Annotated in this window: 28 protein-coding genes, 2 pseudogenes and 2 other annotated features; of the genes and pseudogenes, 2 read left to right on the top strand and 28 right to left on the bottom strand. The window is 38.9% G+C overall.

Annotation, left to right across the window (positions count from 1 at the left end):
- Positions 1–13: 13 nt before the first annotated feature.
- From ruvA to MHB40_RS17435, 3 genes are all read right to left on the bottom strand, one after another.
- Complete coding sequence (ruvA, locus tag MHB40_RS17425; protein WP_342533067.1) at positions 14–634, bottom strand: Holliday junction branch migration protein RuvA; 621 nt, start codon at positions 632–634, stop codon at positions 14–16.
- Between the two features lie 112 nt (positions 635–746).
- Complete coding sequence (locus tag MHB40_RS17430) at positions 747–1,625, bottom strand: phosphotransferase (protein ID WP_342534797.1); 879 nt, start codon at positions 1,623–1,625, stop codon at positions 747–749.
- On the bottom strand, positions 1,615–2,658 hold the full coding sequence (locus tag MHB40_RS17435; protein ID WP_342441092.1) for a LysM domain-containing protein: 1,044 nt from the start codon (positions 2,656–2,658) through the stop codon (positions 1,615–1,617). Before MHB40_RS17435 ends, MHB40_RS17430 begins: the two co-directional genes overlap by 11 nt.
- A gap of 141 nt (positions 2,659–2,799) precedes the next feature.
- On the opposite strand from MHB40_RS17435, the gene MHB40_RS17440 reads away from it, so the two are divergent.
- Positions 2,800–3,333 (top strand): transcription repressor NadR, encoded by a 534-nt coding sequence (locus tag MHB40_RS17440; protein WP_205444650.1) that lies wholly within the window; start codon positions 2,800–2,802, stop codon positions 3,331–3,333.
- 161 nt (positions 3,334–3,494) lie between these two features.
- Here MHB40_RS17440 and MHB40_RS17445 read toward each other — a convergent pair whose 3' ends face one another.
- From MHB40_RS17445 to MHB40_RS17560, 24 genes and pseudogenes are all read right to left on the bottom strand, one after another.
- Positions 3,495–3,887, bottom strand: a complete 393-nt coding sequence (locus MHB40_RS17445; RefSeq protein WP_342534798.1) for a thiol-disulfide oxidoreductase DCC family protein — start codon at positions 3,885–3,887, stop codon at positions 3,495–3,497.
- Between the two features lie 24 nt (positions 3,888–3,911).
- Complete coding sequence (gene pheA, locus MHB40_RS17450; protein ID WP_205444653.1) at positions 3,912–4,790, bottom strand: prephenate dehydratase; 879 nt, start codon at positions 4,788–4,790, stop codon at positions 3,912–3,914.
- A 167-nt stretch (positions 4,791–4,957) separates the two neighbouring features.
- A complete protein-coding gene (locus MHB40_RS17455; protein ID WP_004226679.1) occupies positions 4,958–5,413 on the bottom strand; it encodes an ACT domain-containing protein in 456 nt (151 codons plus the stop codon).
- Between the two features lie 24 nt (positions 5,414–5,437).
- Positions 5,438–6,727: a GTPase ObgE gene (gene obgE / locus MHB40_RS17460; protein WP_205444655.1), complete on the bottom strand. Its 1,290-nt coding sequence runs from the start codon at positions 6,725–6,727 to the stop codon at positions 5,438–5,440.
- A 5-nt stretch (positions 6,728–6,732) separates the two neighbouring features.
- On the bottom strand, positions 6,733–7,260 hold the full coding sequence (locus MHB40_RS17465) for a Spo0B domain-containing protein (protein ID WP_205444656.1): 528 nt from the start codon (positions 7,258–7,260) through the stop codon (positions 6,733–6,735).
- A gap of 179 nt (positions 7,261–7,439) precedes the next feature.
- Entirely contained in the window at positions 7,440–7,739 is a 300-nt protein-coding gene (gene rpmA / locus MHB40_RS17470) for a 50S ribosomal protein L27 (protein WP_205444658.1), read from the bottom strand.
- Entirely contained in the window at positions 7,736–8,092 is a 357-nt protein-coding gene (locus tag MHB40_RS17475) for a ribosomal-processing cysteine protease Prp (RefSeq protein WP_205444660.1), read from the bottom strand. The genes rpmA and MHB40_RS17475 overlap by 4 nt, the downstream gene beginning before the upstream one ends.
- Positions 8,093–8,108: 16 nt before the next feature.
- Entirely contained in the window at positions 8,109–8,417 is a 309-nt protein-coding gene (rplU, locus tag MHB40_RS17480; RefSeq protein ID WP_205444661.1) for a 50S ribosomal protein L21, read from the bottom strand.
- A 14-nt stretch (positions 8,418–8,431) separates the two neighbouring features.
- Positions 8,432–8,509: a sequence feature (ribosomal protein L21 leader region), on the bottom strand.
- A gap of 45 nt (positions 8,510–8,554) precedes the next feature.
- Positions 8,555–9,166 carry a stage IV sporulation protein FB gene (locus MHB40_RS17485; protein ID WP_342441093.1) on the bottom strand — a complete coding sequence of 204 codons (612 nt, stop codon included), beginning with the start codon at positions 9,164–9,166 and terminating at the stop codon, positions 8,555–8,557.
- Complete coding sequence (locus MHB40_RS17490) at positions 9,156–9,710, bottom strand: peptidoglycan DD-metalloendopeptidase family protein (RefSeq protein WP_205444665.1); 555 nt, start codon at positions 9,708–9,710, stop codon at positions 9,156–9,158. Before MHB40_RS17490 ends, MHB40_RS17485 begins: the two co-directional genes overlap by 11 nt.
- 93 nt (positions 9,711–9,803) lie before the next feature.
- Positions 9,804–10,601, bottom strand: coding sequence for a septum site-determining protein MinD (gene minD, locus MHB40_RS17495; protein WP_205444666.1), 798 nt, complete (start codon positions 10,599–10,601; stop codon positions 9,804–9,806).
- Between the two features lies 1 nt (position 10,602).
- Positions 10,603–11,271, bottom strand: coding sequence for a septum site-determining protein MinC (gene minC / locus MHB40_RS17500; protein WP_205444667.1), 669 nt, complete (start codon positions 11,269–11,271; stop codon positions 10,603–10,605).
- Between the two features lie 27 nt (positions 11,272–11,298).
- Positions 11,299–11,823, bottom strand: coding sequence for a rod shape-determining protein MreD (mreD, locus tag MHB40_RS17505; protein WP_004226656.1), 525 nt, complete (start codon positions 11,821–11,823; stop codon positions 11,299–11,301).
- Positions 11,823–12,737, bottom strand: coding sequence for a rod shape-determining protein MreC (gene mreC, locus MHB40_RS17510; RefSeq protein ID WP_205444669.1), 915 nt, complete (start codon positions 12,735–12,737; stop codon positions 11,823–11,825). The genes mreD and mreC overlap by 1 nt, the downstream gene beginning before the upstream one ends.
- Before the next feature lie 13 nt (positions 12,738–12,750).
- Positions 12,751–13,770, bottom strand: a complete 1,020-nt coding sequence (locus MHB40_RS17515) for a rod shape-determining protein (RefSeq protein ID WP_205444671.1) — start codon at positions 13,768–13,770, stop codon at positions 12,751–12,753.
- 580 nt (positions 13,771–14,350) lie between these two features.
- A pseudogene (locus MHB40_RS17520) lies at positions 14,351–14,503 on the bottom strand (JAB domain-containing protein); the annotation flags it as partial.
- 67 nt (positions 14,504–14,570) lie between these two features.
- The gene (locus MHB40_RS17525) at positions 14,571–16,454 is read right to left on the bottom strand and encodes a reverse transcriptase domain-containing protein (RefSeq protein WP_342441094.1); all 1,884 of its coding nucleotides are present in this window, start codon (positions 16,452–16,454) and stop codon (positions 14,571–14,573) included.
- A gap of 568 nt (positions 16,455–17,022) precedes the next feature.
- Positions 17,023–17,556, bottom strand: a pseudogene (gene radC / locus MHB40_RS17530) (DNA repair protein RadC); the annotation flags it as partial.
- Between the two features lie 33 nt (positions 17,557–17,589).
- On the bottom strand, positions 17,590–18,183 hold the full coding sequence (locus MHB40_RS17535) for a Maf family protein (RefSeq protein ID WP_342441095.1): 594 nt from the start codon (positions 18,181–18,183) through the stop codon (positions 17,590–17,592).
- Between the two features lie 98 nt (positions 18,184–18,281).
- Positions 18,282–18,926, bottom strand: a complete 645-nt coding sequence (locus MHB40_RS17540; protein WP_205444674.1) for a hypothetical protein — start codon at positions 18,924–18,926, stop codon at positions 18,282–18,284.
- 184 nt (positions 18,927–19,110) lie between these two features.
- Positions 19,111–20,361, bottom strand: coding sequence for a folylpolyglutamate synthase/dihydrofolate synthase family protein (locus tag MHB40_RS17545; RefSeq protein WP_342441096.1), 1,251 nt, complete (start codon positions 20,359–20,361; stop codon positions 19,111–19,113).
- Positions 20,358–21,638 (bottom strand): folylpolyglutamate synthase/dihydrofolate synthase family protein, encoded by a 1,281-nt coding sequence (locus tag MHB40_RS17550; protein ID WP_342443760.1) that lies wholly within the window; start codon positions 21,636–21,638, stop codon positions 20,358–20,360. The genes MHB40_RS17545 and MHB40_RS17550 overlap by 4 nt, the downstream gene beginning before the upstream one ends.
- Before the next feature lie 134 nt (positions 21,639–21,772).
- Entirely contained in the window at positions 21,773–22,171 is a 399-nt protein-coding gene (locus tag MHB40_RS17555) for a hypothetical protein (RefSeq protein ID WP_205444677.1), read from the bottom strand.
- A gap of 267 nt (positions 22,172–22,438) precedes the next feature.
- Positions 22,439–25,084 carry a valine--tRNA ligase gene (locus tag MHB40_RS17560; protein ID WP_342441097.1) on the bottom strand — a complete coding sequence of 882 codons (2,646 nt, stop codon included), beginning with the start codon at positions 25,082–25,084 and terminating at the stop codon, positions 22,439–22,441.
- Between the two features lie 81 nt (positions 25,085–25,165).
- Positions 25,166–25,424: a binding site (T-box leader), on the bottom strand.
- Between the two features lie 102 nt (positions 25,425–25,526).
- Between MHB40_RS17560 and MHB40_RS17565 the strand changes: the two genes are divergently transcribed.
- Positions 25,527–25,721: a hypothetical protein gene (locus tag MHB40_RS17565; protein WP_036124009.1), complete on the top strand. Its 195-nt coding sequence runs from the start codon at positions 25,527–25,529 to the stop codon at positions 25,719–25,721.
- Here MHB40_RS17565 and MHB40_RS17570 read toward each other — a convergent pair.
- On the bottom strand, positions 25,698–26,372 hold the full coding sequence (locus MHB40_RS17570; RefSeq protein ID WP_205444680.1) for a valyl-tRNA synthetase: 675 nt from the start codon (positions 26,370–26,372) through the stop codon (positions 25,698–25,700). The genes MHB40_RS17565 and MHB40_RS17570 overlap by 24 nt on opposite strands.
- Positions 26,373–26,465: the final 93 nt, after the last annotated feature.

Here is a 26,465-nt window from a genome sequence, read left to right on the forward strand (position 1 = left end):
TTCCCTCCTTTCCTTATTTTAATTTTAGCAGTAGTTGCAATGCTTGTTTCATAAAGGCATCTGTCGTTTCCAGTTTGTCGTTATCCTCTAGCTGTGGTTTAATTTTTTCGAGCTCTTTTTCAGAATAACCAAGTGCCATTAAAGCAAGTAAGGCTTCTTCTAGTTCATGTTTATAAGGATTCACACCAAACAATGGTAACTCATCTTCTGCACTAGGTAACTCCAATGTATCTAATAATGAGCCTAGCTTACCCTTCAAGTCGAGGATCATTTGACGTGCTGTTTTTTTTCCGACTCCAGGGAACTTCACTAAAAATGTTTCGTCCTCCCGTTCGATTGCACTAATAACCTGTTGTGGATTGCCCGTAGCTAAAATAGCTAGTGCTCCCTTTGGCCCTATTCCCGACACTAAAATAAGCTTACGGAATAACTCACGCTGATCTAGATTAGGGAAACCATATAAAACTTGTGCATCTTCTCGTACATGCAAATGAACATATATCTGTTGTTCAAGGGCAGAAGTTCGAAAAGCAAATGGATTGGGCGTATTGAGTTGCCAGCCAATCCCTTGTTGTTCTAGCACAATAAATTCAGGTGTAATACGAGTAATTTGTCCTTTTAAATAATCATACATCTATAATCCCTCACAATCATCGTCTTCGATTATAGCATATAGCGAACGAATGCTCGACAAAAAGTAGCGTCAAAAACGCCGTTCGCAGACAAAAATGACCGCCAAATGACGGTCATTTCTTGACAAATCTATCAATATCGTACCACAGTTTTGGCCAATAGGTGAGAGCTCGTTTTGTAAATGGCACTAAATAATCTAAAAATACTAGCTGTTGCTCTAGTGGTAAATCTATAGCAAAAAGCCATTCTCGTAATAACTCATTCGGATATTTCAAACGATGAAGCTTTCTTTTATCCAGACGTTTCAGCTCAGGTAACTCTGCAAAAATCTTTCCAAGATCATAATCTACAGCAGGCAACACACGATGTAACCATAAAATATACTCGTCATCCGCTTCACCAAGGTGCGCTAAATCAAAATCAATTAATCGCAATTGTCCATCAGAGCACCATAAGAAATTATGATGGACTACATCCCCGTGTAATAGCGTAATCTCTTTTTCAGGTGCATCTTCTAATGCAATCAATTGTAATGATTTATCACTATAATGCAGTATTTGATCGATTTCTTCTTTCGTTAAAAATGTTCGAAGCTCATTTCTTCTACTTTTAAAACGCATATGACGCATTTGCCATTTTAAAAGCTGTGAGTAGGTATGCAAGCCTGGCACGCGCTGCCAAGCAATTTTTTTATGTGTGTCATGTAAAGCTATTAATAATCTAAGAGATTCCTTACGATCTTTTTTATGCGCAAAGTTAGCACCATGGCTTCCTTCTTGCCACATTTGCACAATTAACTGCTCATCATCGCTCTGAACTAATGGCAAGATCAAAGAAGGGTCCATACGTCCTAACTGGCGATGAATGGTTCTTACCTTCTCCGCAATTTCTACTTGCTTTGCACGTTTGACAAAATAATTATTCGATTGATACTTATATTTCCAAATGTTTGGCTTTACCTCTTCTACAATATACGCTTTTTCACCATCGATAAGGCGTCATCCCGCCTGGGAAATAGTGCGGTGACATCCATGGTCCTGCTGCTGATGGGCACGGTGGTGGACAATGTGTCGGGCATGGGGGTGGCGGACAATGACAAGGGTCCATTTGCCAATTAGGCATCATCATTGGTTGTGTATTACAGCCACAGGAATGACCCATGTTCATATCAGGCATCATCATTGGTTGTGTACCACAACCACAGGGCTGCCCCATATTCATATCAGGCATCATATCCATTTGTGGCTGCATTTGGTGATTTTGTGTATGGAAGAATGGTGACGTGGACTCTAAAAAGTCTTCCATCCCACCCACTTTATGATCTGGCATGTCACAGGACATTGGCTGCTGTGGCATCGTATAATGCTCCACCTGCGGCTGCATTGGCATCGGCCACCACATTTGATGATAGATTGGCTGATGGCAACTTGAACAATGTGGCACGGCAGGCATTTGTGGCATGATATGCATTGGTGGATGTGGTGCTGGTTGTGGCATTGGCATTGGCTTCGGTTTAGCTACAGGTGGTGGTTGCGGTGTAGGTGCTGGCGGTGGCTGTATTTGCACAGGTGGTATTGTAACAGTTTGCTCCATTTGTGGCATCACCAATTGTTGGTGCCAATTCATTTCCACAGGCTGTGGTACCCACATCGGTTGTTGTGGCATCTGCATTGGCATTGGCATCGGTATTGGTATCGGAATCATTTGTGGTTCTGGCATTGGCATAGGAGCTGGTGGCGGCGATACAACCGGCGGTGGTGGCGGCATCGGTCGCTGTACCTCTTTTTTAGGACTTTCCTTCGGTGTCTCCTTATGCACTTGTGTTTCCTTTTTCGGCATTTCTTTATGCGAATCTCTATGCGGCTCTTTGTTTATTTTTTCAGGCAGTATAATTTCCATGCCTGGAACAATATAATCTGGGTTGGCAAGATGGACATTGAGCCGCTTCAAATCTTCAAACGAAATGCCGTACTCTTTCGCAATCTTCCACAATGTGTCTCCCTTTTGAACAATATGAATACGCAATTTTTTCCTCCCTTCCTCTCTACGTATCATATGTTCAATGTTTCATTTGGATACAAAAATTTCAGCAAGTTAGAAATGCTTCATGGTACACTAATTCATAAGGAATACGGATTCCTTTATTACGAGCAGGGGTGATCTCTTATGAAAAAAATGTTAGGCGAAGAACGCCGACTGCAACTATTAGCGCAATTAAAAAAAAATAAAGCACCTATAACTGGGACAGACCTAGCTAAGTTCGCCAATGTTTCTAGACAAGTAATCGTCAATGATATGACTTTATTAAAGGCAAGAAATGAGCCCATTATTGCAACTAGCCAAGGCTATCTTTATATGCATCAGGAACAACTACAGCAAACCGTTGAACGCACATTCCCTTGTTTGCATACATCAGAGCAAACAGAGGATGAATTAATGACGATTGTCGATTGTGGCGGAACCGTCAAAAATGTCATTGTCGAACATCCGATTTATGGTGAACTTACAGCTTCTATTATGGTTTCGAACCGCCATGAGGTGAAACAATTTATCGAACGTGTGAATGCAACACAGGCCAATTATTTATCCGCTCTCACTGGTGGCATCCATCTACATGTCATCACAGCACCCTCTGTTGAAGTTTTAGCCTTAATCGAGCAAGCTTTACAAAAAAAGGGCTACTTAGTGACAGATCAATGAATAGCAAAAGCACCGTCTGAAAAATGCTTTCATACGGTGCTTTCTGTTCTTATTGCGGGTATTATGTTGTTGAGCGCGGGTATTTCACTTCTCTTCGCGAGTATCATGTCCTTAATCCCGGGTATTTCACTTCATTCCGCGAGTATCGCGCCCTCCCCTTTTCAGGAAAGAAATCTTTGCCGTTGAGCAGGTGTAGGCAATAAGCATTCACTTTTTTGCCCAAATAAACGATAGCGATGCTTTGCAAATAAGCGATATAATGCATTGCGTAAAAATGGTGGCACAAGGATAAAGGCGTAGAAGCAAGGCCAAAGTCCATCGAATTTCCTGCATATATTTAATGCTGCCGTAGATTCCACAGATACTTTCCCTTGTTCAATGAGAATCACACTATCTATATTCTTTGGTATATGATACTGAGTGAGAAGTGATTGACCAATCTCACTTTGAAGCGAGGCAAATTGAAAATAGCCAGCTTGATCATGTTTGATGATAAATTGAACAGTGCTATCACAAAAATTACAGACACCATCGAATAAAATAATCCCACCCATCACCTTTTCTCCTCCTTCAAATTACTATGCTTCGTCTGATGTTACATAAGTAAAGTAGGTACCCAGTGACTTTACCTTGCAGCCTAGTGCAGCTAGTTCTTCCATTGCCCCACGCATCATCGGTTCCTTTTCATCTGCTAATACATCAATCATGAAGAAATAATCACCTAGTCCTGTCTTTAGTGGCCGAGATTCGATTTTACTTAAATTCAGCTGACGCCATGCAAAAACAGAAAGCACCTGATGTAAAGCCCCTGAACGATCTGTCGGTAAGGTAATCATAAATGTTGTTTTTGCTTGCCCCTCTGATAGCTCTTGTGGCAATCGTTTATTTTGCTTAGACAGTACAAAGAAACGTGTATGATTGAAATGAAAATCATGGATATTCTGTTCGACTATTTCAAGACCATACTTTTCTGCTGCTGCTGCATTGCCGACTGCCGCTATACACTCTTGTGGATTTTCTGATACATATTTCGCTGCAGCTGCTGTAGAAGTTGTTTGATGTAATGGCGCATGACTGAAACGATAAAATAAATATTTATGACATTGAGCTAGTGCATGTGGATGGGAATAAACGCCTTCGATTGCCTGCCAATGATTCTTTTGCGCTTTATTGACCATTAAATGTTGCTGGATTTTCAGCAATAATTCACCCGTCACATAAAGTGTTGCCTCATGGAATAAGTAATCTAATGTTAATGGCACAGAGCCCTCTAACGCATTTTCGAGTGGTACGACAGCTAAATCGACCTTTCCCTCTGCAACAGCCTCTATACATTCTGGAATCGTTGCACACGGTACAAGCCACTCATTTGGAAAGATAGCCTTTGTTGCTAAGTATGTAAATGATGCTTCTGGTCCTAAGTAGGCAATTCGATTTTCCCATTGTTGCTTTGTCATTGCAAATACCTCCTTTATGGCACAATAAGGAGCAGTCCCTCATGATCAATCACTTTTGGGACAGCTCCTTACTTGAGCTTCTTTATCGCATTTTTACCCTATTGGGCTTATTCAACACGATGCTTGTCATTTTGTCAAAAATTAAAGGATTGAACACTACACTGTGATTATAATGCTCCAGAACTAATCACTTCCGCTGATTCCACAAAATCTAAGCGCTTTAATTGCTGGATAAGATCATCAAGATCACAGGTCATGCTTGTTACATCTAAAGACAATGTAACATTCGCACGCCCCTGAATAGGGATTGTTTGATGAATCGTCAATACATTACAATGTGTAATTGTCACAGTTTCTAAAAGCTTGGCAAGTGTTCCTTTTCTGTCTTGAAGCTGTAAAAAGACTGTTAAAATGCGTTCCTGCACAATTGAATGAAAAGGAAAAACCGCATCACGATATTTGTAAAACGCACTTCGCGATAAATCCACCTGCTTTACCGCATCCCAAATGGAAGATACTGAACCACTTGATAGTAAGTGTTTCGCCTCCAAAGTTTTTTGCATTGCATCCGTTAAAACATCCTCACGAACTAAATAATATCGCTGATTCGCAACATTCTTCATACGCTTCCCCCTAAAACTCATGTCTTAATCGACAAATTCAAATTCAAACTCTTGTAGGCGTACTGTATCGCCATCCTGTGCTCCACGCTCACGCAGAGCCTCATCCACACCCATTGCACGCAATTGACGAGCAAAACGACGAATACCATCTTCACGGCTGAAGTCTGTCATTTTAAATAAACGCTCAATGGCATAACCACTAATAATAAATGTACCGTCATCTTCACGAGTGATTTCGAAATCTTCACCTTTTGCCTCATGCTTGTACATAACCGTTGCATCTGATTGTTCCTCTTCTTCATCATATAGCGGGAATTCAGGCGTTACTTCTAGTAGATCTGCAATGGCAAACAGTAGCTCTTTTAACCCTTGACGTGAAACAGCAGAAATTGGGAAGATTTGAACGTCTTCTCCTACCTTCTGACGGAATGCTGTTAAGTTCTCTTCTGCATCTGGCATATCCATTTTATTGGCTACGATAATTTGTGGACGCTCTGTTAAACGAAGATTATATTGTTTTAGCTCTTCATTGATTGTTAAATAATCTTCATATGGATCGCGGCCTTCCATTCCTGACATATCAATAACATGGACAATAACGCGTGTACGTTCAATATGTCGTAAAAATTGGTGGCCTAATCCAACCCCTTCATGTGCTCCCTCAATAAGCCCAGGTAAATCTGCCATTGCAAAGCTTCGATGATCATCCGTTTCAATCATGCCTAAGTTCGGTACAATTGTTGTAAAATGATATGCACCAATTTTTGGCTTAGCAGCAGAAACTACTGATAAAAGCGTTGATTTACCAACACTTGGGAAACCAACTAACCCTACATCTGCTAAAACTTTTAACTCTAATATAACATTTAAATCTTGTCCTGGCTCACCTTTTTCAGAAAGTTCTGGCGCTGGGTTGGCAGGTGTAGCAAAGCGAGAATTACCACGTCCACCTCGGCCTGCTTTCGCAATAACAGCTCGTTGCCCATGCTCGACTAAGTCAGCAATAACGGCATTTGTTTCTTCATTCATAACCACTGTACCTGGTGGAACTTTAACAATTAAATCTTCCGCATTTTTACCGTGCATGCCTTTACTCATACCATGCTCGCCACGCGGTGCTTTGAAATGGCGTTTATAGCGGAAATCCATTAACGTTCGTAAGCCTTCCTCTACTTCAAATACGACATTACCGCCATGTCCACCATCTCCACCAGCTGGACCACCATTCGGTACAAATTTTTCTCGACGAAAGGCAACCATGCCATCTCCGCCGTCGCCACCTTTAACATAAATCTTTACGTGATCGACAAACATTTAATTCACTCCCTATTTGCACTCAAGACATATTGCCAGCGTGTAGTTGTCTGCTCAATTGTTTGAATGTCGAATTGTTTCAAACCTTTTTCGGTGAATGCATCAGCACTCCATAACCCATTTAGCGTGAATGTCACGGCAAATGTATGATCGTCAACACGTACATCAAGCGTTAGGATCTGCTCTGTAAATGGATCTAATGTATCATAAACATGCATAACTGTTTTGTTTAAATAATCTACAACTTCCTGATCAATCTCATTGGTCACAGGCTTTTTTATCTCACCATTTAGCTTCCACGCTAATGATGGATAACGCCATCCTGCTGTTTGTAGCCACTCAATTGTTTGGGGTAATTGTAGTCGATTGAGGATAGAAAACACTCGTAATTGTTCTGAATAATGTTGAATAAGTTTCTTCGATTCGTCGATTCTACCTAAATCTAAATTCATGCGAATCAGTTGCAGTTGATTCACATAATCATGATTTGCAAAACGTAATACTTCACTAATGGTTAGTGATTGATTGTTCATCCCATTCACTCCAATAAAGTTATCCTTACTAGTATAACAAGTTTTGCTGTATTTTTCCCTTAATTCTTTAATCAATTATACCTTGGCGTCATTGCGTCTGAAATCTGCTTTGTTGAAATTTAGCCAAAAAAAGGACTGCAATAAATGCAGTCCTCCGCTTTATGTTATCTTATAAAAGATTAAGCTTCTTGTGTTTCTGGGTATACAGATACTTGTTTGCGATCGCGACCTAAACGTTCGAATTTAACAACGCCGTCAACTTTAGCAAATAGTGTATCGTCACCACCACGACCTACGTTTGTACCTGGGTAAATTTTTGTACCGCGTTGACGGTAAAGAATTGAACCACCAGTTACGAATTGGCCATCAGCACGTTTAGCACCAAGTCGTTTAGACTCAGAGTCACGTCCGTTTTTAGTAGAACCTACCCCTTTTTTCGATGCGAAAAGTTGAAGATCTAATGCTAATAATAATTTCATCGAGTTCCACCTCCTACTTGGTTGTAGTTGATTTGGATGTATTGTCCGTAATTTTGCACCATAGAATACACTTGGGCAGTCATTACTTGAACAATTAACTGTAGTTTTGCATCTACTTCAGGTTCTAAATCTGATGGTAGATTTACCTTGAGATAGCCTCCACCTTCAGCAGCTTGTTCGATTTCGGGTTGAATTTGTAATAATGCGTAAATAGCATTTACTGTACCAATGGCAATAGTTGATGCTCCTGCACATACTAAATCTTTACCAGATTCATCGTAACCAGCATGTCCTGAAAATTCGAATGCTGACACATGTCTATTTTCATCGTGATGAATCGTAACTTGTATCATTCGCTACACCTCACAATTAAGCGTTGATTGCTTCAACAACTAATTTTGTGTAAGGTTGACGGTGACCTTGTTTACGACGGTAGTTCTTTTTAGCTTTCATTTTGAAAACAACGATTTTTTTCGCACGGCCTTCTTTAACAACTTTAGCTGTTACAGTAGCGCCTTCTACGAATGGAGCGCCAACTTTAACGTTTTCGCCACCTACGAATAAAACTTTATCAAAAGTTACAACCTCGTCAGCTTCTACGCCTAATTTCTCAACATAGATTTCTTGACCAGCTTCTACTTTGACTTGTTTACCACCAGTTTCAATAATTGCGTACATTTTACTGCACCTCCTCTTAGACTCAGACTCGCCTGTGTTTTAAGGTGATCTTATCAGATACTTAAACCTTTACAGAGCGGTTGTAGTAGCACGGGTGCTACAAACAATAACATTAAAATATTACCACACGATTTTTTTTAAGTCAATCTATTCATAACATATTTTTCAAAAGCAACTCGATATTTTCGATAACGCCATTCTTTCAATACTTGCAACCAAATGAATAAATTTATGATGGCTAAAAAAATAGATTGTGGCAAGAACTTGAAAGTGACTAGTAATAGTGTTGTAGCAATGATGAAGGATAACCAATAGTATAGCTCAACCACTTGGGCTTTTGGATATTTTAAAAATAGCCAGGCTAACAAGATCCTCCCACCGTCTAACGGTATGATGGGTACAAGATTTACAGCCAATAACACGAATTGTACATTTATAAGTTTCATAGCGAGTAAATCAGGCATAAAAAAAGCGAGGCCAATCCCAATAATGGTAGCGATTGGTCCTCCTAATGCAATCCATAGGAGTGACGAAGCTTGCACAACCGCTGGATTTTCAAATTGAATTTCTCCCCCATATGGTGTAATAACGCAGGATTTCACCTTCACTCCACACAATACTGCCGCAATTAAGTGACCAGCCTCATGCCATAGCAATGAAAATAAAATAATAGCGTAATATGCTAATTGGCCACTAAAAATCATGACAAATACAAGAGGGATACACAGAAGATGTAATTTAATTCTCATTGGTCTCCGTCGTTTCAAGCCATTGTACAATTTGCTCTAAATCATAATGAGCATCTCCCTTTTCAATGGACACATAAAGTTGACCCGCTTCTTTCATACCAATTAAATCATTTGCTTGAATAGATGTATAGGGTAGTTGGGCTAAACTATCTAACATACCATAGGATACCGTTGTACCATCCTCATAGCTGATCGTCATGGTCTTGCCTGTGTACTTTGTATGGCCAGTAAAAACGACTAATCCATTCTGCCCCGCATAGATGGGTAAGCCTACATCATACTGCAATAGATAGCCTTCTTTGAATACTTGGGCATTCGCAAATGTTAAAAGATCTGCTTGCCCTACATCACTAGAAACCATGATGGTCTCTTTTTCTTTTTCAAACCAACTTTGTCCGAGCTCACTTAAATACGTTAAATCAGCAGAGGTTGTCACAAGTTTTCGAACAGGTGTATCTACGACGCCTTGATCCTCTAAACGAATTACAAGCATAATCGCCGCCACAAGAAGTATCGTGACGAACCATTTCCATTTTTTAAACAAGCCCTCATCCTTTTTTCCTCACTATATGAGATTGCATGTCCAAACATGCACAAGAAAAAACCTTCCCGTACGATTGCACGAAAAGGTTTTAATTTATTTTGAAAAAAGGGCTTTAAGTTTTGAAAACATCCCTCTTTGCTCATCGTGAATAGCCATCAATGGCACAGACTCACCAAGGATACGACGTGCAATATTTCGATAGCCTAATGACGCTTTATTTGAAGGGTCCATCACAATTGGTTCACCTTTATTAGAAGATGAGATGACACCCTCACTGTCTATAATAATGCCCAATAGATCAATCGATAAATGAGTTGTAATTTCGTTGACATCCAATGTGTCACCATTCTTCATCATATGTTGTCGAATACGATTAATGATGAGTTTAGGTGCTGTGATCTCTTCCTGCTCCAGTAAACCAATAATACGATCTGCATCACGAACAGCAGAAATTTCAGGTGTTGTGACAACAATCGCATGATCTGCACCAGCAACAGCATTACGATAGCCTTGCTCAATTCCAGCAGGGCAATCGATTAAAACATAATCATAGTCTCTTTTCAATTCCTCTACTAAGCTCTTCATTTGCTCAGGGGTAACAGCATTTTTATCTGTTGTTTGAGCAGCAGGTAATAAAAATAGTTTCTCATCTACGCGCTTATCCTTAATCAATGCTTGATGAATTTTACAGCGTCCTTCCACCACATCAACCAGGTCATAAATAATACGATTTTCCAGACCTAAAATCACATCTAAATTACGTAGGCCAATATCTGTATCCACTAAACATATTTTTTTACCTTGTAGAGCCAATGCAGTCCCAAGGTTAGCCGCTGTCGTTGTTTTACCGACACCGCCTTTACCTGAAGTTATGACGATCGCTTCTCCCACACTAGCTTCCTCCCTTAGACACATTTAACAATGGTCGAATATTTTTTAAGGCATGAATTTGATCGTACGTAATGCGTCCATCGTAGCCAATAAATGCACAAGTCATTTCTACTTGATTTAACGCTTTTACATGTTCATCTGACATTGCCTGCACTTGATCGGCAATCATGATATGTGTGGCTTCAAATCGAGATGCTGCAATGATTGCTTCTTTATTGCCTTGCACACCAGCATGTGCAATCCCTTTTAGTCTACCTAGGACATATACATTACCTCCAGCCTCAACACGACCGTTTGGATTCACATTTCCTATGATGGTAATGTCCCCTGATGAACGCAGAACTTGTCCTGACCTGACCACTCCTATATATGTATCTTGTTGACTTTCAAACATCTTCTGGTTGCTTTCGTGGACAGTCAGTACTTCACTTTGCACCTTCGATACAATAAGCTGCTCTGTTTCTTCTATAATTTTTATAAGTTCTTTTAATTGTTCTTCAGTACAGTATCGATAGCCTAAGTATAATTGTACATCAACTTTACCATCGATACCGCCCTCTAAAACCTTATTCTTTAATTCTTCCACTAGCTCACCATACGCACATTGGTCGTCTAGGCGTAGTACAAAACCGTCCTTCGTTCCCTTCATATTAACTAACTGTTTTTTCATGAATGCCTCACCTCACGTTGTTCTTTGTTAAGAAACCTCACGTGCTCTCTGTAAGACACGCGCATTAATTAGATACTTGAAGGCCCACCCAAGAATCATTAAAAATAAAGCATTGGCAATGATTGTTGGTAGTAGTCGTGAACGTAAGAAATCCGCTAAAGGAATTGCTGTAAAATCGATTAGGAAAAAGAATTGATAGAGAATAAATTCTAAAATAGCTACTAGCACAACTGAAATTGTGGTTGTTACAACTAAGTGCTGATGTATAACTTTCACGATAGACCCTGCTAAAAAACAAATAAGTGGATAAAGTACTGAATATAATCCAATAATATCAATGTAAAACACATCATACAAGACACCAAAAAAAAGTCCATACATTACCGCTCGTTGACGGCTGTAATAGATGGATATAAAAATTAGGTATAAGATTAAAAAACGCGGTACCAGAAAATAGACTTCCCCTTTAATTTCAATCGGGGAAAGCATGGCAAATTCTGGTTCTAAAAGGAATAGTAATACCGCCACAGAGGGGATGAGAAATCGAACCATCACTCCGCCTCCTCTTCACTCGCCTCTTGCGGATTCGATAAATCCTCATTCGTTGCGTTGCCATCTGATCCATCAATACTTGTGGATGTTCGCTGTGCAATCACAACATGCTCTAAAATTGAAGAATCAGCAGATGGTTTGACATAAGCCATTTTTGTTAAACCAAAATCATCTGTACTAACCTCCGTAATTACTCCAATCGGCACTCCCTTAGGGAAAATACCACCAAGACCTGAAGAAACTACTTGCTCGCCTACTTTAACCTTCATGCTAGAATCGATTCGCTTCATAATGAGTTCATTACGTTCTTCATCAAAGCCCTCGATTAAACCGTATGCTTCTTTTTCTCCAAGCACCATCGCAGAAACACGATAGTTTGGATTATTTGTATATAAAAGCTCTACCTCAGATGTGAAAGGTGTAACTAGTGTAATTTTCCCCACTAAGCCTTTCGCCGTCATAACTGCCATGTTTTTTTTGACGCCATGAGAAGACCCTTTATCTAAAATGATTTTCTCTTCCCACTGGTCAGGATTTCTAGCAATCACTGTTGCTTGAATTGGATTAAACGCCTTTAAGCTCTCGGTTTTATCCAAAAGCTCTCGAAGCTTGTTATTCTCTGATTTTAAATCCGTAGCCTCAGCTTGTACAACTGCAAAATCTTCTAAGCGTGCTTTTAAACGTTTATTTTCTTCGTACGTGTTTAAGAGGGAGTCAATACTATTAAAAATACCATTAATATAATTCGCCGGCTTCGCAACAAGCGATTGTGCGACGCCGACAGTATCTTTAATAATTTGCTCTGGTAAAGTTGCATTCGTCCGATCACGTAATGAGAAGCTAATCAATGCCACAAGAAAAACCATGCCTACGAGCAGCAAAATTACTTTCTTATTGAAAAAAAAGTGTGGCATTGCCTAAACCTCCTTACCCTTTAACTTGTTGTTGACGAATTAAGTCGATATGATCTAAGGCCTTACCTGTACCTATTGCTACACAGTCTAAAGGATCTTCTGCGATAAATACTGGCATATTTGTTTCTTGGCTAATTACTTTGTCTAAATTTGTTAATAGGGCACCACCGCCAGTTAACACGATACCGCGCTCCATTACGTCAGCAGATAATTCAGGAGGTGTTTGTTCTAATGTTTTTCGAACACCATCAATAATAGAGGCAACCGCTTCACGCAATGATTCAGAAATTTCCTGTGAAGAAATTTCGATTGTTTTCGGTAAACCTGTTAACAGGTCACGACCTCTAATATCCATTCGTTCTTCTGGTCCTTCTGCTAATGCCGTACCAATTTCCATTTTTACGGCTTCCGCTGTACGTTCACCAATTGTTAAATTATACGTTTTACGAATATACGAAATGATGGATTGATCCATAGCATCTCCACCAACACGTACCGATTCACTCGTTACAATACCACCTAAAGAAATAACGGCTACTTCTGTTGTACCCCCACCGATATCAACAACCATTGACCCAGTAGGATCCCATACAGGAAGATTTGAACCGATTGCTGCTGCAAATGGCTCTTCGATTGTGAACGCCTCTTTTGCACCCGCTTGTCGTGCAGCATCAATAACCGCACGTTGCTCCACTGATGTAATACCATAAGGCACACAAATCATGACATTTGGTTTTTTCCAGTTACCTCCGGAGTTTTTACATGCTTCTTTTAAATAATACTCGATCATTGCTGTTGTAATATCAAAGTCAGCAATAACGCCATCTTTCATAGGACGAATCGCTACGATTGAGCCAGGTGTACGACCAATCATATTTTTCGCATCATTACCAACAGCAACGATATCCCCTGTTTTTGTATTTTTTGCTACAACTGAAGGTTCACGTAAAACGATTCCCTTTCCTTTAATAAACACTAATGTATTCGCTGTGCCGAGGTCAATCCCGACATCTTTGCTTCCTAGTCCAAACAAATTGTGTACTCCCTTTCTATATAAGCCATACTTTCGTTGACATCCAATATATTTGACATCAATGTATAGGAATTTGAATTGTGTAAATACACAATTGACTCCTTTCAAAGTCCATAACACCTGTCAAAATTTTTTATCTTCATCAGCTGGTGATATACACCTTGAAAAAAATACACACTCATTCACCTCACCACCATTTTCGATGGGAGTCTTTCCTGAATAAAGATAAAATTCATACCGTTCATTATAACGGAAAAACGCAAGAATTTATAGTATCACATACTTCATCTCACAGAAAAGATACTATTTTAATTCCCTCTTAAACTAAAAATAGTACGTATAGATTAGCATATAATTTTTATTCCCATAAGACAATGTGTATCAGGCTACCAATTTTTGTGAAGATAATTGCATTTCTATGAATACATTAACGATATGTAAGGAAAAAGGTTCGCCAATATACCACAAAAAAATACAAAAATTTTATGACAAGATAATTAATAATACCATGATAGATAAATGAATCTTCTATACAACAAAACAGATTCATCATAAAAAACTCTGCATATTGTATGCAGAGTTAAAAATACCCTTTTTCTTTTAAACTAATATATTGATGATCACCGATGATAACATGATCAATTAACTCAATCCCTATAATATAACCAGCTTCAACAATTCGCTTTGTTACTTCAATATCCTCTGTGCTCGGTGTTGGCACGTTGGGTAGAGAAAATGCGCCGTACTATGTTGCCATAGTCGATTTCACAATCCCCCCCACAGAACCGTACGTACACCTTTCAATGTATACGGCTCGCCAGTTGTTCAATCGGAATGCGTTTTTCATGATGCATGTGATGACAATCATAACAGAGTACAATTGTCTTCCTATTTCTTTCTATCATAATCTTGTCTAAATACTTTAAGTTTTTCTTGTTTTTAAGGTCTTTTAATTTCCGTACATGATGTACTTCCATTTGCCCTTCTGTTTTTCCACATGCTTCGCATTTATTTGCAAGTAAGCGTTTTTCAAATTCTGTCCTCGCTGAGTATTTTAGCGTGTTTGGGATATTATCCATCTCGCTATTACTAGTACGTATAGCTCCCTTTGGTTTAGGCATATCTTTTAGCTTCACAAACATATAAGCAACTTCTTCGCCCTTTTTGTTCTTTGAAACGATTGAAAGCCTTCCTTGTTCATGCTTTCTCATACTAGTTGCGACTTTTTTTGATGTGCTTCTTCTTTTAACAGCTAACGTCTTAATAAAACTACTTTCAGCTAGATAGAATAGCTTATCTAAGTGATGATAATTATTCGCTAGCTTGTAGTAATTTGCTATGCCTCGTAATTCTGCATTGTAGGTCATTAATATTTCTAATTCCGAATTGTTAAGCAGTTTGTTTCGGTGAGTAATTTTAAAATTTTCTAAATTACCATATCCATTTTTTATTGCGTATGCATATATCTTTTTCGTTGGTATTTCTAACTTAATTGCACCAGAGAGTGTACGTTTCTTTATAGGATGTTTGTGATTTTTGTATTGAACACGGGTAATTTTTTCTTGATTCCATGTTTTGAACTCGTAACCTAGAAATGGGACACCTTTTTCAAGGTGTGTTATAACCGTTTTTTCCTCACTTAATTCTAATTGAAGCTTATCTAATAAAAAATCTGTGACTATTTGTTTTATTTGTTTTGCATCATTTTTAGAACTAGCAATTCCAATAACGAAGTCATCTGCATAACGAACATATTTCATTCTTCGATAATTTTCATCCATTGGATCAACTGATGAAATTGTTAATTGTTTAGCTTTTAGAATACGCAATTCTTCAACTAGGTCGTTTCTTTCTAGCCAATCCTTATGCTCGTATCTTAAATCTAAACGTTTAACTTTATTTTGAATTGTTCGGATGTGTCCACGGATTGCAATCCATTCTTTATTACGTTCACGAAGTTTACCTTTTTCAAATGCTTGCATTTCTTTTTCCATGAATATATCTAGTTCATGAAGGTATATATTTGCAAGTAAGGGGGAAATGATTCCTCCTTGTGGTGTTCCACTAAAGGTCTTTTCATAACGCCAGTTTTCCATTACACCACATTTTAGCGCATTGTGTATAAGTAATAGAAATCTATGGTCATCAATTTTTTGAGCAATTAGTTTTAACAGCGTATTGTGATTAATATTATCGAAAAACCCTTTAATATCACCTTCAACACACCATGTCAAACCTTTCCACGTGTTTTTAATTTCAGATAAAGCTGTATGACAACTATAGTTTGGTCGGAATCCATGCGAATGTTTACTAAAAATCGGTTCATAAACTTGTTCTAAAATCATTCGCATTACTTCTTGAACTAATTTATCTTTAAAATTTGGTACACCCAAAGGACGTTTCTTTCCATTTGCTTTGGGAATGTAAACCCTACGCACAGGAGAAAAGCGAAATGTACCTTCTTTTAATTCTTCAATTATCTGTTCAATTTTCCCAAGACTGAAGCCATCAATTGTTTCCTCTGTCGTGCCTTTCGTTAGATTGCCCGCATTTGGGTATAACTTTGCATATGCTTTTATCCATAAATCTTTATGGTATAGTAATCGGTAGCAGTCTTTTATTTTTCGATTATGATATGAAGCATTCCTTATAACGTCTAACTGCTGAAATGGATTTTTTGCCATATTCATGACTCCTTTCTTTGTTAACGTTAAAACAACCTGTCTTCCTTTCCCATGCTAAACTCATTACAAGCAAACGTTGGGTACTATGAAGACTCCGTTACCATATGTGATTTTCAAACTTCTACACGTTATAGCCACGAAGGCATTCACACTTAGGTAATCCCTGTATTACACATAAACTTAGATACGTGATGGTTAGGTATCCCTTTCGACATTTTCCTTTTATAAAGGATTGAAGGACAAATCTCACTATGGACAAGAAAGTGGCGTATTCTAATAGACACTCTGACTCTGTGTCTCCCATTTTATCCTCATTACCTAATAACTATCGTAGGTAACGGCGCACCCATCGCTCATCTGTCTAGGATTCAGGCAGTATAGCTTTTACCATACATCACTTGGTCTGAAGGACTGACTCGACTCTGATAGCTTTGTCGTCTTTCCCCCTTTTCACGTCATGCTATGTTCCCTCTGTGAGTTTCCTCTCAAGGTAAGACGCTGACCATAGAACGTTGTGAGAAGTTCTAATTTCCCTTAGGAAACACTAAGTTTACGCACATTACAGGCGCACCCCACTCGGATGATTGTGAGCGCATATAATAGAAGCCGCAGATCTTTTGACAGCTTCTCGATAGATTTCCCTAGGATGAACGATGGAGGCGTTTAAACTGCCAATAAAAATCGTCTGCTTATGAATAATTTGATTTTTAATATTTAAAAAAAGAACAACAAAATGCTCCTGGTTAAGCGAAGTCATATCAGGCATTAAGTATGTTGCTGCATCTTGTGGAGAACGTATCGTAAATTTCTCATCATTATGTTTTTGGGCCAGTCTTCTACCAAGTTCAATGGCAGCTATTAATTGAATGGCTTTTACCTCACCTATTCCTTTAATAGCCATCATTTCTTCAATGGTTGCGTGCTTCAGATGATGAAGTCGTTCAAAAACATTTAAAACCCTATTTGCGAGAACAAGCACAGATTCTTCCTTTGTGCCTGTCCTCAATAAAATCGCGAGTAGCTCTTGATTGGATAAACTTTTAGCCCCTTGTCGTAATAATCGTTCACGGGGGCGATCCTCAATATTGACATCACGTATCATCAAAGTTGGTAAAGCGTCTTCAAGCAAAAATATTCACTCCTTCGCAAATTGGACTATCTGTAGATCTACCAATTGCGAAAACAAAGCTGCAAGTGGTAGACCTACAACATTGTTATAATCTCCTTCAATTCGTTTAACTAATAGTGTACCGATCGTTTGAATGCCATAACCGCCCGCTTTATCAAAAGGATCTCCTGAATCTACATAAGCTTCTATTAGTTCCTGCGTTAGACGGTGGAAAACAACTTGGGTCTCTTCTACAAAGGTCGTTTCCTTTCCATTCGGTTCAATTATAGCGACGGCTGTCATCACACTATGTTTGTTATTTGACAAACGTAATAAGTGAGAAATAGCCTCCTCACGTGTTTTTGGTTTATGTAGTAGCTCTTGATTGTAAACTACGATTGTATCTGCACCAATAATCGTCGCATTCGTTGCTTTTTTGGCTACATCACGCGTCTTCAATAAAGCTACTTCTTTTACATAATCCTGCATTGTATGAGCTTGTACACTTGTTTCTTCCACTTCACTTGTTAAGACTTCAAATGGAAGTGCTAACATGTTAAGCAATTCCTTGCGCCTAGGGGAAGCAGAAGCAAGGACAAGCTTATGATTTGTTTTCAACATTATCTGACCATTCCTCCTTATCCTTATGATACAAAAGAATGGACAATTTGAAAATTTTCAAAAAAACAAGATAATGATGATTCCGCTAACATTTATGGTTAAAATTTCACCTGAAGACACGTATTTTTAGATTGATAATGGGCAAAAACATGCAAACGAATGATGTTAACATCGTTGGAAATAGTAGAGGCAGCTGCCCCAATAGACTGCCAATCTTCAGGGAGCGTTGAATCCTTACCATTTTCCTTAAAATTTAATTTTGAGGCATTTTTATCTGCTAAAGCAGCTGGTATCTCTGCAAGGGTCGGTTCTTTACAGCTTTCACCGCTGACACTAAACGCCTTTTTAAAGGTAGCAGGGTCCTGTAAAAATTGTAGCTGGCTTTCTTCCGTCACCATGCTTGTCCATACGTAAAACTTGTCATCAACTTGAACAATCGCGCTCTCTTTTAAGGCAGGATACTCAGCAACAAATGAACTAGCGCTCTCATAGTTTGAATACACGCCAGCTTGGCTAGCATAAAACATCGGTGCATTAGATGTATTGGTTGTCTCACCGGCAGTTGGAATCGTTTCTGTTTGTGATTGATTATTTGCCACTTCACTACCATTTTTATTTAAAGGTAACTGTGTACTGGCTTGTAAAACGCCCAAAAAAATCGCTACACCTAATAGACCAACAAATCCACCAATAATCATTGCTCGAAATATTTGTTTTTTCATCACATGACTTACAATTTTCATTCAACTATCACCTCATCCTTCCACCTATCTATGCACTAGTAACGTTGCCAACATAATATGATATAAGTATATGTAGATTCCGAAGTGTAAATGCGAATTTATTATTTTTTGATACGGAACTCATTACAATCTAAATTTGCTACCATAAAAAAACTAGGACTCGCTATCAAGAGTCCTAGTCTTTTCATTCTTTTAATCTATTACGAACCTCTGTTAATAAATATAACGAGCCTGATACAATTGTTCTTTGCTGTCTATGTGATTGCGCCTGTATAAAGGATGCATAATCAACTAAGGTTGTTTTTGATGTTGCATGAGAAAGCTTGAGCATTTGTTGAGCTGTCATTGCACGAGAATTATCAAAATCCACGAAATAAAAATCATCACTCACCTGCTCTAAAAGTCGAAGAATCTGCTGAACATCTTTATCTGCTAGTATGCCAATAACAAATGTTATCTGCTCATTTGGATACTCACTTTGAATCGTTTCTACTAATTTTTCGGCACTCGCAGGATTATGTGCGCCATCCAAAATAACGAAAGGCATTATTTCTTCAAAACGTCCTAAAATAGAGGCCTTTTGCACAGCTTGACGAATGGCAGTTTTATCCGTAGACACACCTAATACTGATGCCACTTCCAAAAATGCAGTAATGGCGAGTGCCATATTATTCGCCTGATGCGCTCCCTTCATAGAACGTGTTAGTTTTGCTATTTGAAACTGCTGTACGTCATTCGTATAGCTTTCTCCATCAGTTGCTTGCTCAATAGCAAAATGATGATTTAATGCAAATATAGGGGCATTTTTTTGAGTGGCTACGTCATCAACAACACGCTTTGCTTCATCTGGCAAATCACCCATAATGACTGGCCGTTGTTGTTTAATAATACCTGCTTTATGGCGTGCAATGCTTTCAAGCGTATCCCCTAAAAACTTTGTGTGTTCTAAAGCTATGCTTGGGATAATAGAGACAATGGGTGTGACCACATTTGTGCTATCCAGTAAGCCGCCCATTCCCGCTTCAATCAGTGCAATATCTACTTGGCCATTCACAAAATGTAAGAATGCTGCCACCGTCAGTAATTCAAAATCTGTTAGTTTGCCACTAAGCCCAGCTTCACGCATCTGTTGAAACACTCGATCCATTTCAGCTTCTGTTATAGGTTGACCAGCTATTTGAATTTGATCATGAACATCGACGATACATGGTGACATAAATTTGCCCACGCGTAAGCCATGTTCTTGCGCAATTGCCTCTAGAAACGTTAAAGTAGAGCCTTTCCCGTTTGTACCAGCTAAGTGGACGACACGCAAAGTTTGCTCAGGATTACCTACTAATGATAAAGCCTCTTCAATTGCTGCAAGACCTGGTTTAATCACATCATCACTTTTGACCTGCCATTTCTCTTTATAATAATCAAAGTTTGGAATCATTGTCCTTCCTCCTGTAGCCACTGTCGAGCTTCTGCTATAAAGTATAAAGAGCCTGTAATGACAACAATATCCTCTTCATGGCGTTCTTGTAATACGGTTTGAAGACTTTTTAGCCATTCTTTATGATGCGTTTTATTCGCATGCGTCGACAACATCGCTAAGCTTTCAGCAGGCATTGCATTCGGTAGGTTTATTTCTGTAAAAGCGATGGAGGTGGCAACAGCATCCATTAGTTCTATACTGTTGGCATGATCCTTATCTGCTAATGCAGCATAAATAAAACGATATTTATTAGTTGGGTAGACGTTTTTTAGTGTTTGGATAAGAGCAGCTGTGCCCTCGGAATTATGAGCACCATCTAGCACAATACGATTCGGCCTTTGCTCGAAGCGACCTGCCCATTGCGCACATTGTAGACCTCGATGAATTGAATCATCAGAGATTGCAATTGCCCCCTTCTCCCGTAACGTTAGCATTGCCGTGATAGCCAGACTTGCATTATTCATTTGATGCGAGCCAGCCATTTTTAAGGGCACATCCCTCATCAAGACATGGTCCTTTTCATATGTAAAGTGCTGATTGTCAATGCTTTGCCAACTATTTGTCACCGTAAAATCCTGCCCCAAAACAAAGCATGATGCATGTCGTTCCTCTGCAGTGGCTTTAATGACAGCCAATGCTTCCTCATTGTTAACGCCTACAACAACCGGGATGCCTTCTTTGATGATGCCAGCTTTTTCAGCGGCAACCTTTGCGAAGGTATCACCTAAAAAGGCTGTATGCTCTAGCGAAATCGTTGTAATAATAGCTACAATCGGCGTTACGACATTTGTCGCATCCAAACGTCCTCCAAGCCCTGTCTCAATAAGCGCTATATCTACTCCTTCATGTGCAAAATATTGAAACATAATCAGTGTAACTACCTCAAAAAAGCTTGGAAAATCGCCATTGTAGTGCTCTTCTATAATTTTTGCAAGTTTATTGAAGTAGTAAAGAAATTGCTCATCCGAGATTTGGTGGCCGTTAATGGTCATCCGTTCATTGACTCGCTCTAAATGTGGGGACGTAAATGCCCCTACAGTGTAACCTGCATGTTGTAGCATTTCTCTTAATGCGTTCACCGTAGAGCCTTTACCATTTGAGCCTGCTACATGGATTACTCGTAGTTTGTTGTGAGGTTCATCTAAATGTCCTAATACTTCACGCATAAGGACAAGTGGCGCACGTTTATGATCAACTGCTTTTAATGTAAAAATAAATTTTGTACATTCGTTCATTGTGTTAAACAAAATAAACACTCCCTCTTACTGCAATATCTTTATTTTAGTACAAGTAACGTTTAATAACATAGCAAAATGACAAAATACAAAAAACACGCAGCTAGCGACTGCGTGTTCGTACTAATATTAGATTAGTGTACCTTGTGAGCACCTAATAAAGCACCCATATTGTTTAAAATAGTTTTTGCATCACTATTTAATAACGGATGAACATCTGGACGTTGCACTAATTCAAAAGCGTTTTTTAACGTTCTTTTTAACATAGATATATCAAAGTCTGAGCAATACTCATTTATTTTTTGGATCGTTAATAAATCGGTCCTTGATAATTTAGCGCTATCCTGTTGAGGATTACTATTTGCTAATATGTGCTTAATAAGGACGCGACCACTTGTATTTAATAAACGATAATACTTTGCTTCTGATAATTTCAAGAGATTCGTTTCGATCAATACTCTCGCGCTTACAAAGTCTAATTCATCACATGCTTTGTTGACTTTTGTAATAATAGTTGCAATATTTCCTGACATTCTCAACACCTCCATTGACTCTTATTTTCTTTCATTAAAAAGACTGTCTATTTAAAAAAATATCCATTCACACAATCTTAGCTTTGGTTTTTCACGGCTAAATAATATGAAATTAGGTTTTGTTTCCTACTAGTGTAGTGCCAATTATCATCTATTAGACTAATTTATTTTAAATAATACTATATATTTTTTCCTAAAACAATGCATATCTTTAGATCCATAAAAAAAAAGCAATGGATGACTTTTTCGCCATCCATTGCTTTATCTTTACATATTTTTCAATTCATCTAAACGTTTTAAAACAACCGCATGCTTGCTTTCGTAATCTGCTAATTTTTCACGTTCTGCATTGACTAACGCTTCCGGTGCTTTCGATACGAACTTCTCATTCGATAGCTTACCTGTAACAAGCTTCACTTCTTTTGCCCATTTTTCTAATTCTTTTTCAAGGCGAGCAATTTCTTCCTCTAGATTGATCAGTCCAACAAGAGGTAGGAAAACCTGTGCTCCTGTAACAACAGCCGTCATCGATTGACCTGGAGCCTCTAAACCTTCACCAATTGTTAAAGTGTCAGGATTACAGAATTTTTCTAAATATGCTTGATTCTCTTCGAGTACAGCTGCTGTTGCCGCATCTTTCGCTGAAATAAACAACGGTACTTTTTTGCTCATTGGCGTATTTACTTCCGCACGAATATTACGTACTGAACGTATAATATCCATTAGGAGCTTCATATTATCTGCTTCATCTGCAAAATGAAGATCTGTGCGTACTGTTGGCCATGCTGCCACTGTAATAGATTCACCCTCGTGTGGTAAGTGCTGCCAGATTTCTTCTGTAATGAAAGGCATAAATGGATGTAATAGACGCATTGTTTGATCTAGTACGTAAGCTAAAATAGAACGAGTTGTCTTTTTAGCTGCTTCATCCTCTCCGTAAAGTGGTAATTTTGCCATTTCAATATACCAAGAACAGAAATCATCCCAAATGAAATTGTACAATTCACGACCCACTTCACCGAATTCATAACGCTCTGCAAGAGAAGTTACTCGTTCAATTGTTTCATTTAAGCGTGTTAAAATCCATTTGTCAGCAACTGATTTTTCACCAGTTAAGTCGATCTCATCATATGTCATACCATCCATATTCATAAGCGCAAAACGTGATGCATTCCAAATCTTATTGGAGAAGTTCCATACTGCTTCTACTTTTTCAGTTGTATAGCGTAAATCTTGACCAGGTGATGAACCAGTAGCTAAGAAGTAGCGTAATGAATCTGCACCGTATTGTTCAATAACATCCATTGGATCAACACCATTGCCAAGTGATTTACTCATTTTACGTCCTTCACCGTCACGTACTAAACCATGAATGAGTACATCTTTAAATGGACGTTGCTCTGTAAACTCAAGGCCTTGGAAAATCATGCGAGATACCCAGAAGAAAATAATATCATAACCTGTTACTAAAGTACTGGTTGGATAGTAACGTTTAAATTCTTCATTTGCTTCATCCGGCCAGCCCATTGTAGAAAATGGCCATAGTGCTGAAGAGAACCATGTATCTAGTACATCTTCATCTTGCGTCCAGTTTTCTGCATCAGCTGGCGCTTCTTTACCTACGTATATTTCGCCTGTTTCATTATGGTACCAAGCTGGGATTTGATGGCCCCACCATAATTGACGAGAAATACACCAATCACGAATATTCTCCATCCAGCGAGAATATGTGTTTTCAAAACGAGCAGGAACAAAGTTTACTTTCCCTTCTTCATCCTTTTGTAGCTCTAGGGAAGCGTCAGCAAGTGGTTGCATTTTAACGAACCATTGTGCTGAAAGGTATGGCTCAACAACAGCACCAGAACGTTCAGAGTGTCCTACTGAATGCATATGCTCTTCAATACGAATTAACACGCCTGCTTCTTGTAAATCAGCAACGATTTGCTTGCGGCATTCAAAGCGATCCATTCCTTTATATTTACCAGCAAGATCATTCATTGTGCCGTCTTCATTCATTACTAGAATACGCTCTAGATTATGACGATTACCAACTTCAAAGTCGTTCGGATCATGGGCTGGTGTCATTTTTACAACCCCAGTACCAAATTCCATATCAACATAGTCATCAGCAACAATCGGGATTTCGCGACCTACAATCGGTAAAATAACGGTTTTACCAATTAAATGCTGGTAACGCTCATCGTTCGGGTGAACAGCTACCCCAGAGTCACCAAGCATTGTTTCGGGACGTGTAGTAGCAACTTCTACATAGCCTGAGCCATCAGCTAATGGATATTTCATATGATAGAAGGCACCTTGCACATCCTGATAAATTACTTCAATATCAGACAATGCTGTTTTCGCCGCTGGGTCCCAGTTGATGATACGCTCACCACGGTAAATTAAACCTTTTTCATATAACTGAACAAAAACTGTTTTTACCGCATCTGAAAGGCCTTTATCTAGTGTGAAACGTTCACGCGTATAGTCTAATCCAAGACCAAGCTTTGCCCATTGATCACGAATATGTCCAGCATATTCTTCTTTCCATTCCCATGTTTTTTCAAGGAATTTTTCACGTCCTAAATCATAACGTGTAATATTATCCTCACGCAGCTTTGCTTCTACTTTTGCCTGTGTTGCAATACCCGCATGATCCATACCAGGCAACCAAAGGGCATCATAACCTTGCATGCGTTTCATACGAATGAGGATATCTTGTAATGTTGTATCCCAAGCATGACCAAGGTGTAATTTACCTGTTACGTTTGGTGGTGGAATAACGATTGAATAGGGTTTTTTCCCACTTTCAGGCTGTGCCTCGAAAAACTTCCCTTGTAACCACCATTCATAGCGACCAGCTTCAATGGACTGTGGGTCATATTTAGTTGGCATTGAAATGTTTTCTGTCATATTGACTCCTCCTATTGTTTGAAAACTGTTGGTAAAGAAATGCTGTTCATTTTTTTACCCAATAAAAAAACTCCTCTCGTCTAAAAGGACGAAGGAGTTTTAGTTCGCGGTACCACCTTTAATTCCAGCAGTGGTTAAGATAAATGTTAAATGACACATTTTCTCAGCCTTCCCTACTGGCTCTCAATTCGGTAACGGTGTTTAACCGGCTTTAACTACTATTAGTTCACTAAAGCTGCTCAAGGGCTACCTTCAATTCAGTACAAATAGAAACTTCTCAGCTACCGTTTCCTCTCTGAAAATGTAGACAAAATTTACTCTTCCCTATCATAGCATCTGTATTTGATTTTCCTTATTGTACCGCAGGATCGTGTCATTTTTCAAGTGATTTAGTCATCTTTTAGTAAGAGGAAAGTAAATAGAAAAGGAAGTGACAATTCAAATGCGTCGACGCAAGTATAACCCTTGGCTTTTACCACCTTGGCTACGGCAAGTTCGTTTTTATTGCAGAACCATTATCGTGCCGATTTGTGCTTTTCAGTTTATCCGTGTCATTATTGTGCCAACATCAGGTGATTTAGTCTTCTTATTACTCCTGCTACTTCTCTGCTATTTACTTTTGAAAGACATCATTTGAAACACGAACTTTAAGCGGTGTATATTCTTCTGTTAGATCCCAAATCATAGAAGGCACTTCATGCCAAGTACTGGATTCACGTACAACAATATGGCTTGAGGATTCTCTCAATACAGCTTTTTGGTCAACTGTTGTAGAGTTCTCTTGGCGTGAAGCTGCTGCTACTGCGGCAGGTTGTTTCACTTGAACACTTTCTTCGATTACTGCCATTGTTTCCTCTTGTTCGAAAGCATGGGTTGATAAGTGTGGATTGTCTAACATATTTCTTTCAACAACAGGTTCATATTCATTGAAAGCACTTGTGACTGTCCACTCAAGCTGACACATCTGATTTGCCAGACTAGGGCGAATATCCTTGACCATTAAATCTTTGACATCCGATTCTTTTGGTAAATCAACATGTAAAGGTACGGCATACTCAAAATAACCAGTATCTCCTTGGATATCAAGGGCATCAATTGTAATTAAATCTTCATTATCTGTAAATGCTTGCATATCTTGAAAATCAAAGCGAACGTGTGCGGTGATATGATAGATGCCCATAAGTCGAAGTGAATCCTCTAACTGCATTGCCTGCCACTGAGGCTTAATTTGTACAGCTGCTATTTCTGTTGGGCAGCCGTATCCAGGAAAACAAAATGTTTCGCGCATATTCCAAGTTTTGTGTTCGATAATAATCCCTCCCTCTGCATCATATGACGCTTGGAAGGATAGTATGCTAGGGTGTTTCAAGTTGAACAGAGT

The sequence above is a fragment of the Lysinibacillus sp. FSL K6-0057 genome, assembly GCF_038630885.1.
GTDB lineage: Bacteria > Bacillota > Bacilli > Bacillales_A > Planococcaceae > Lysinibacillus > Lysinibacillus fusiformis_F.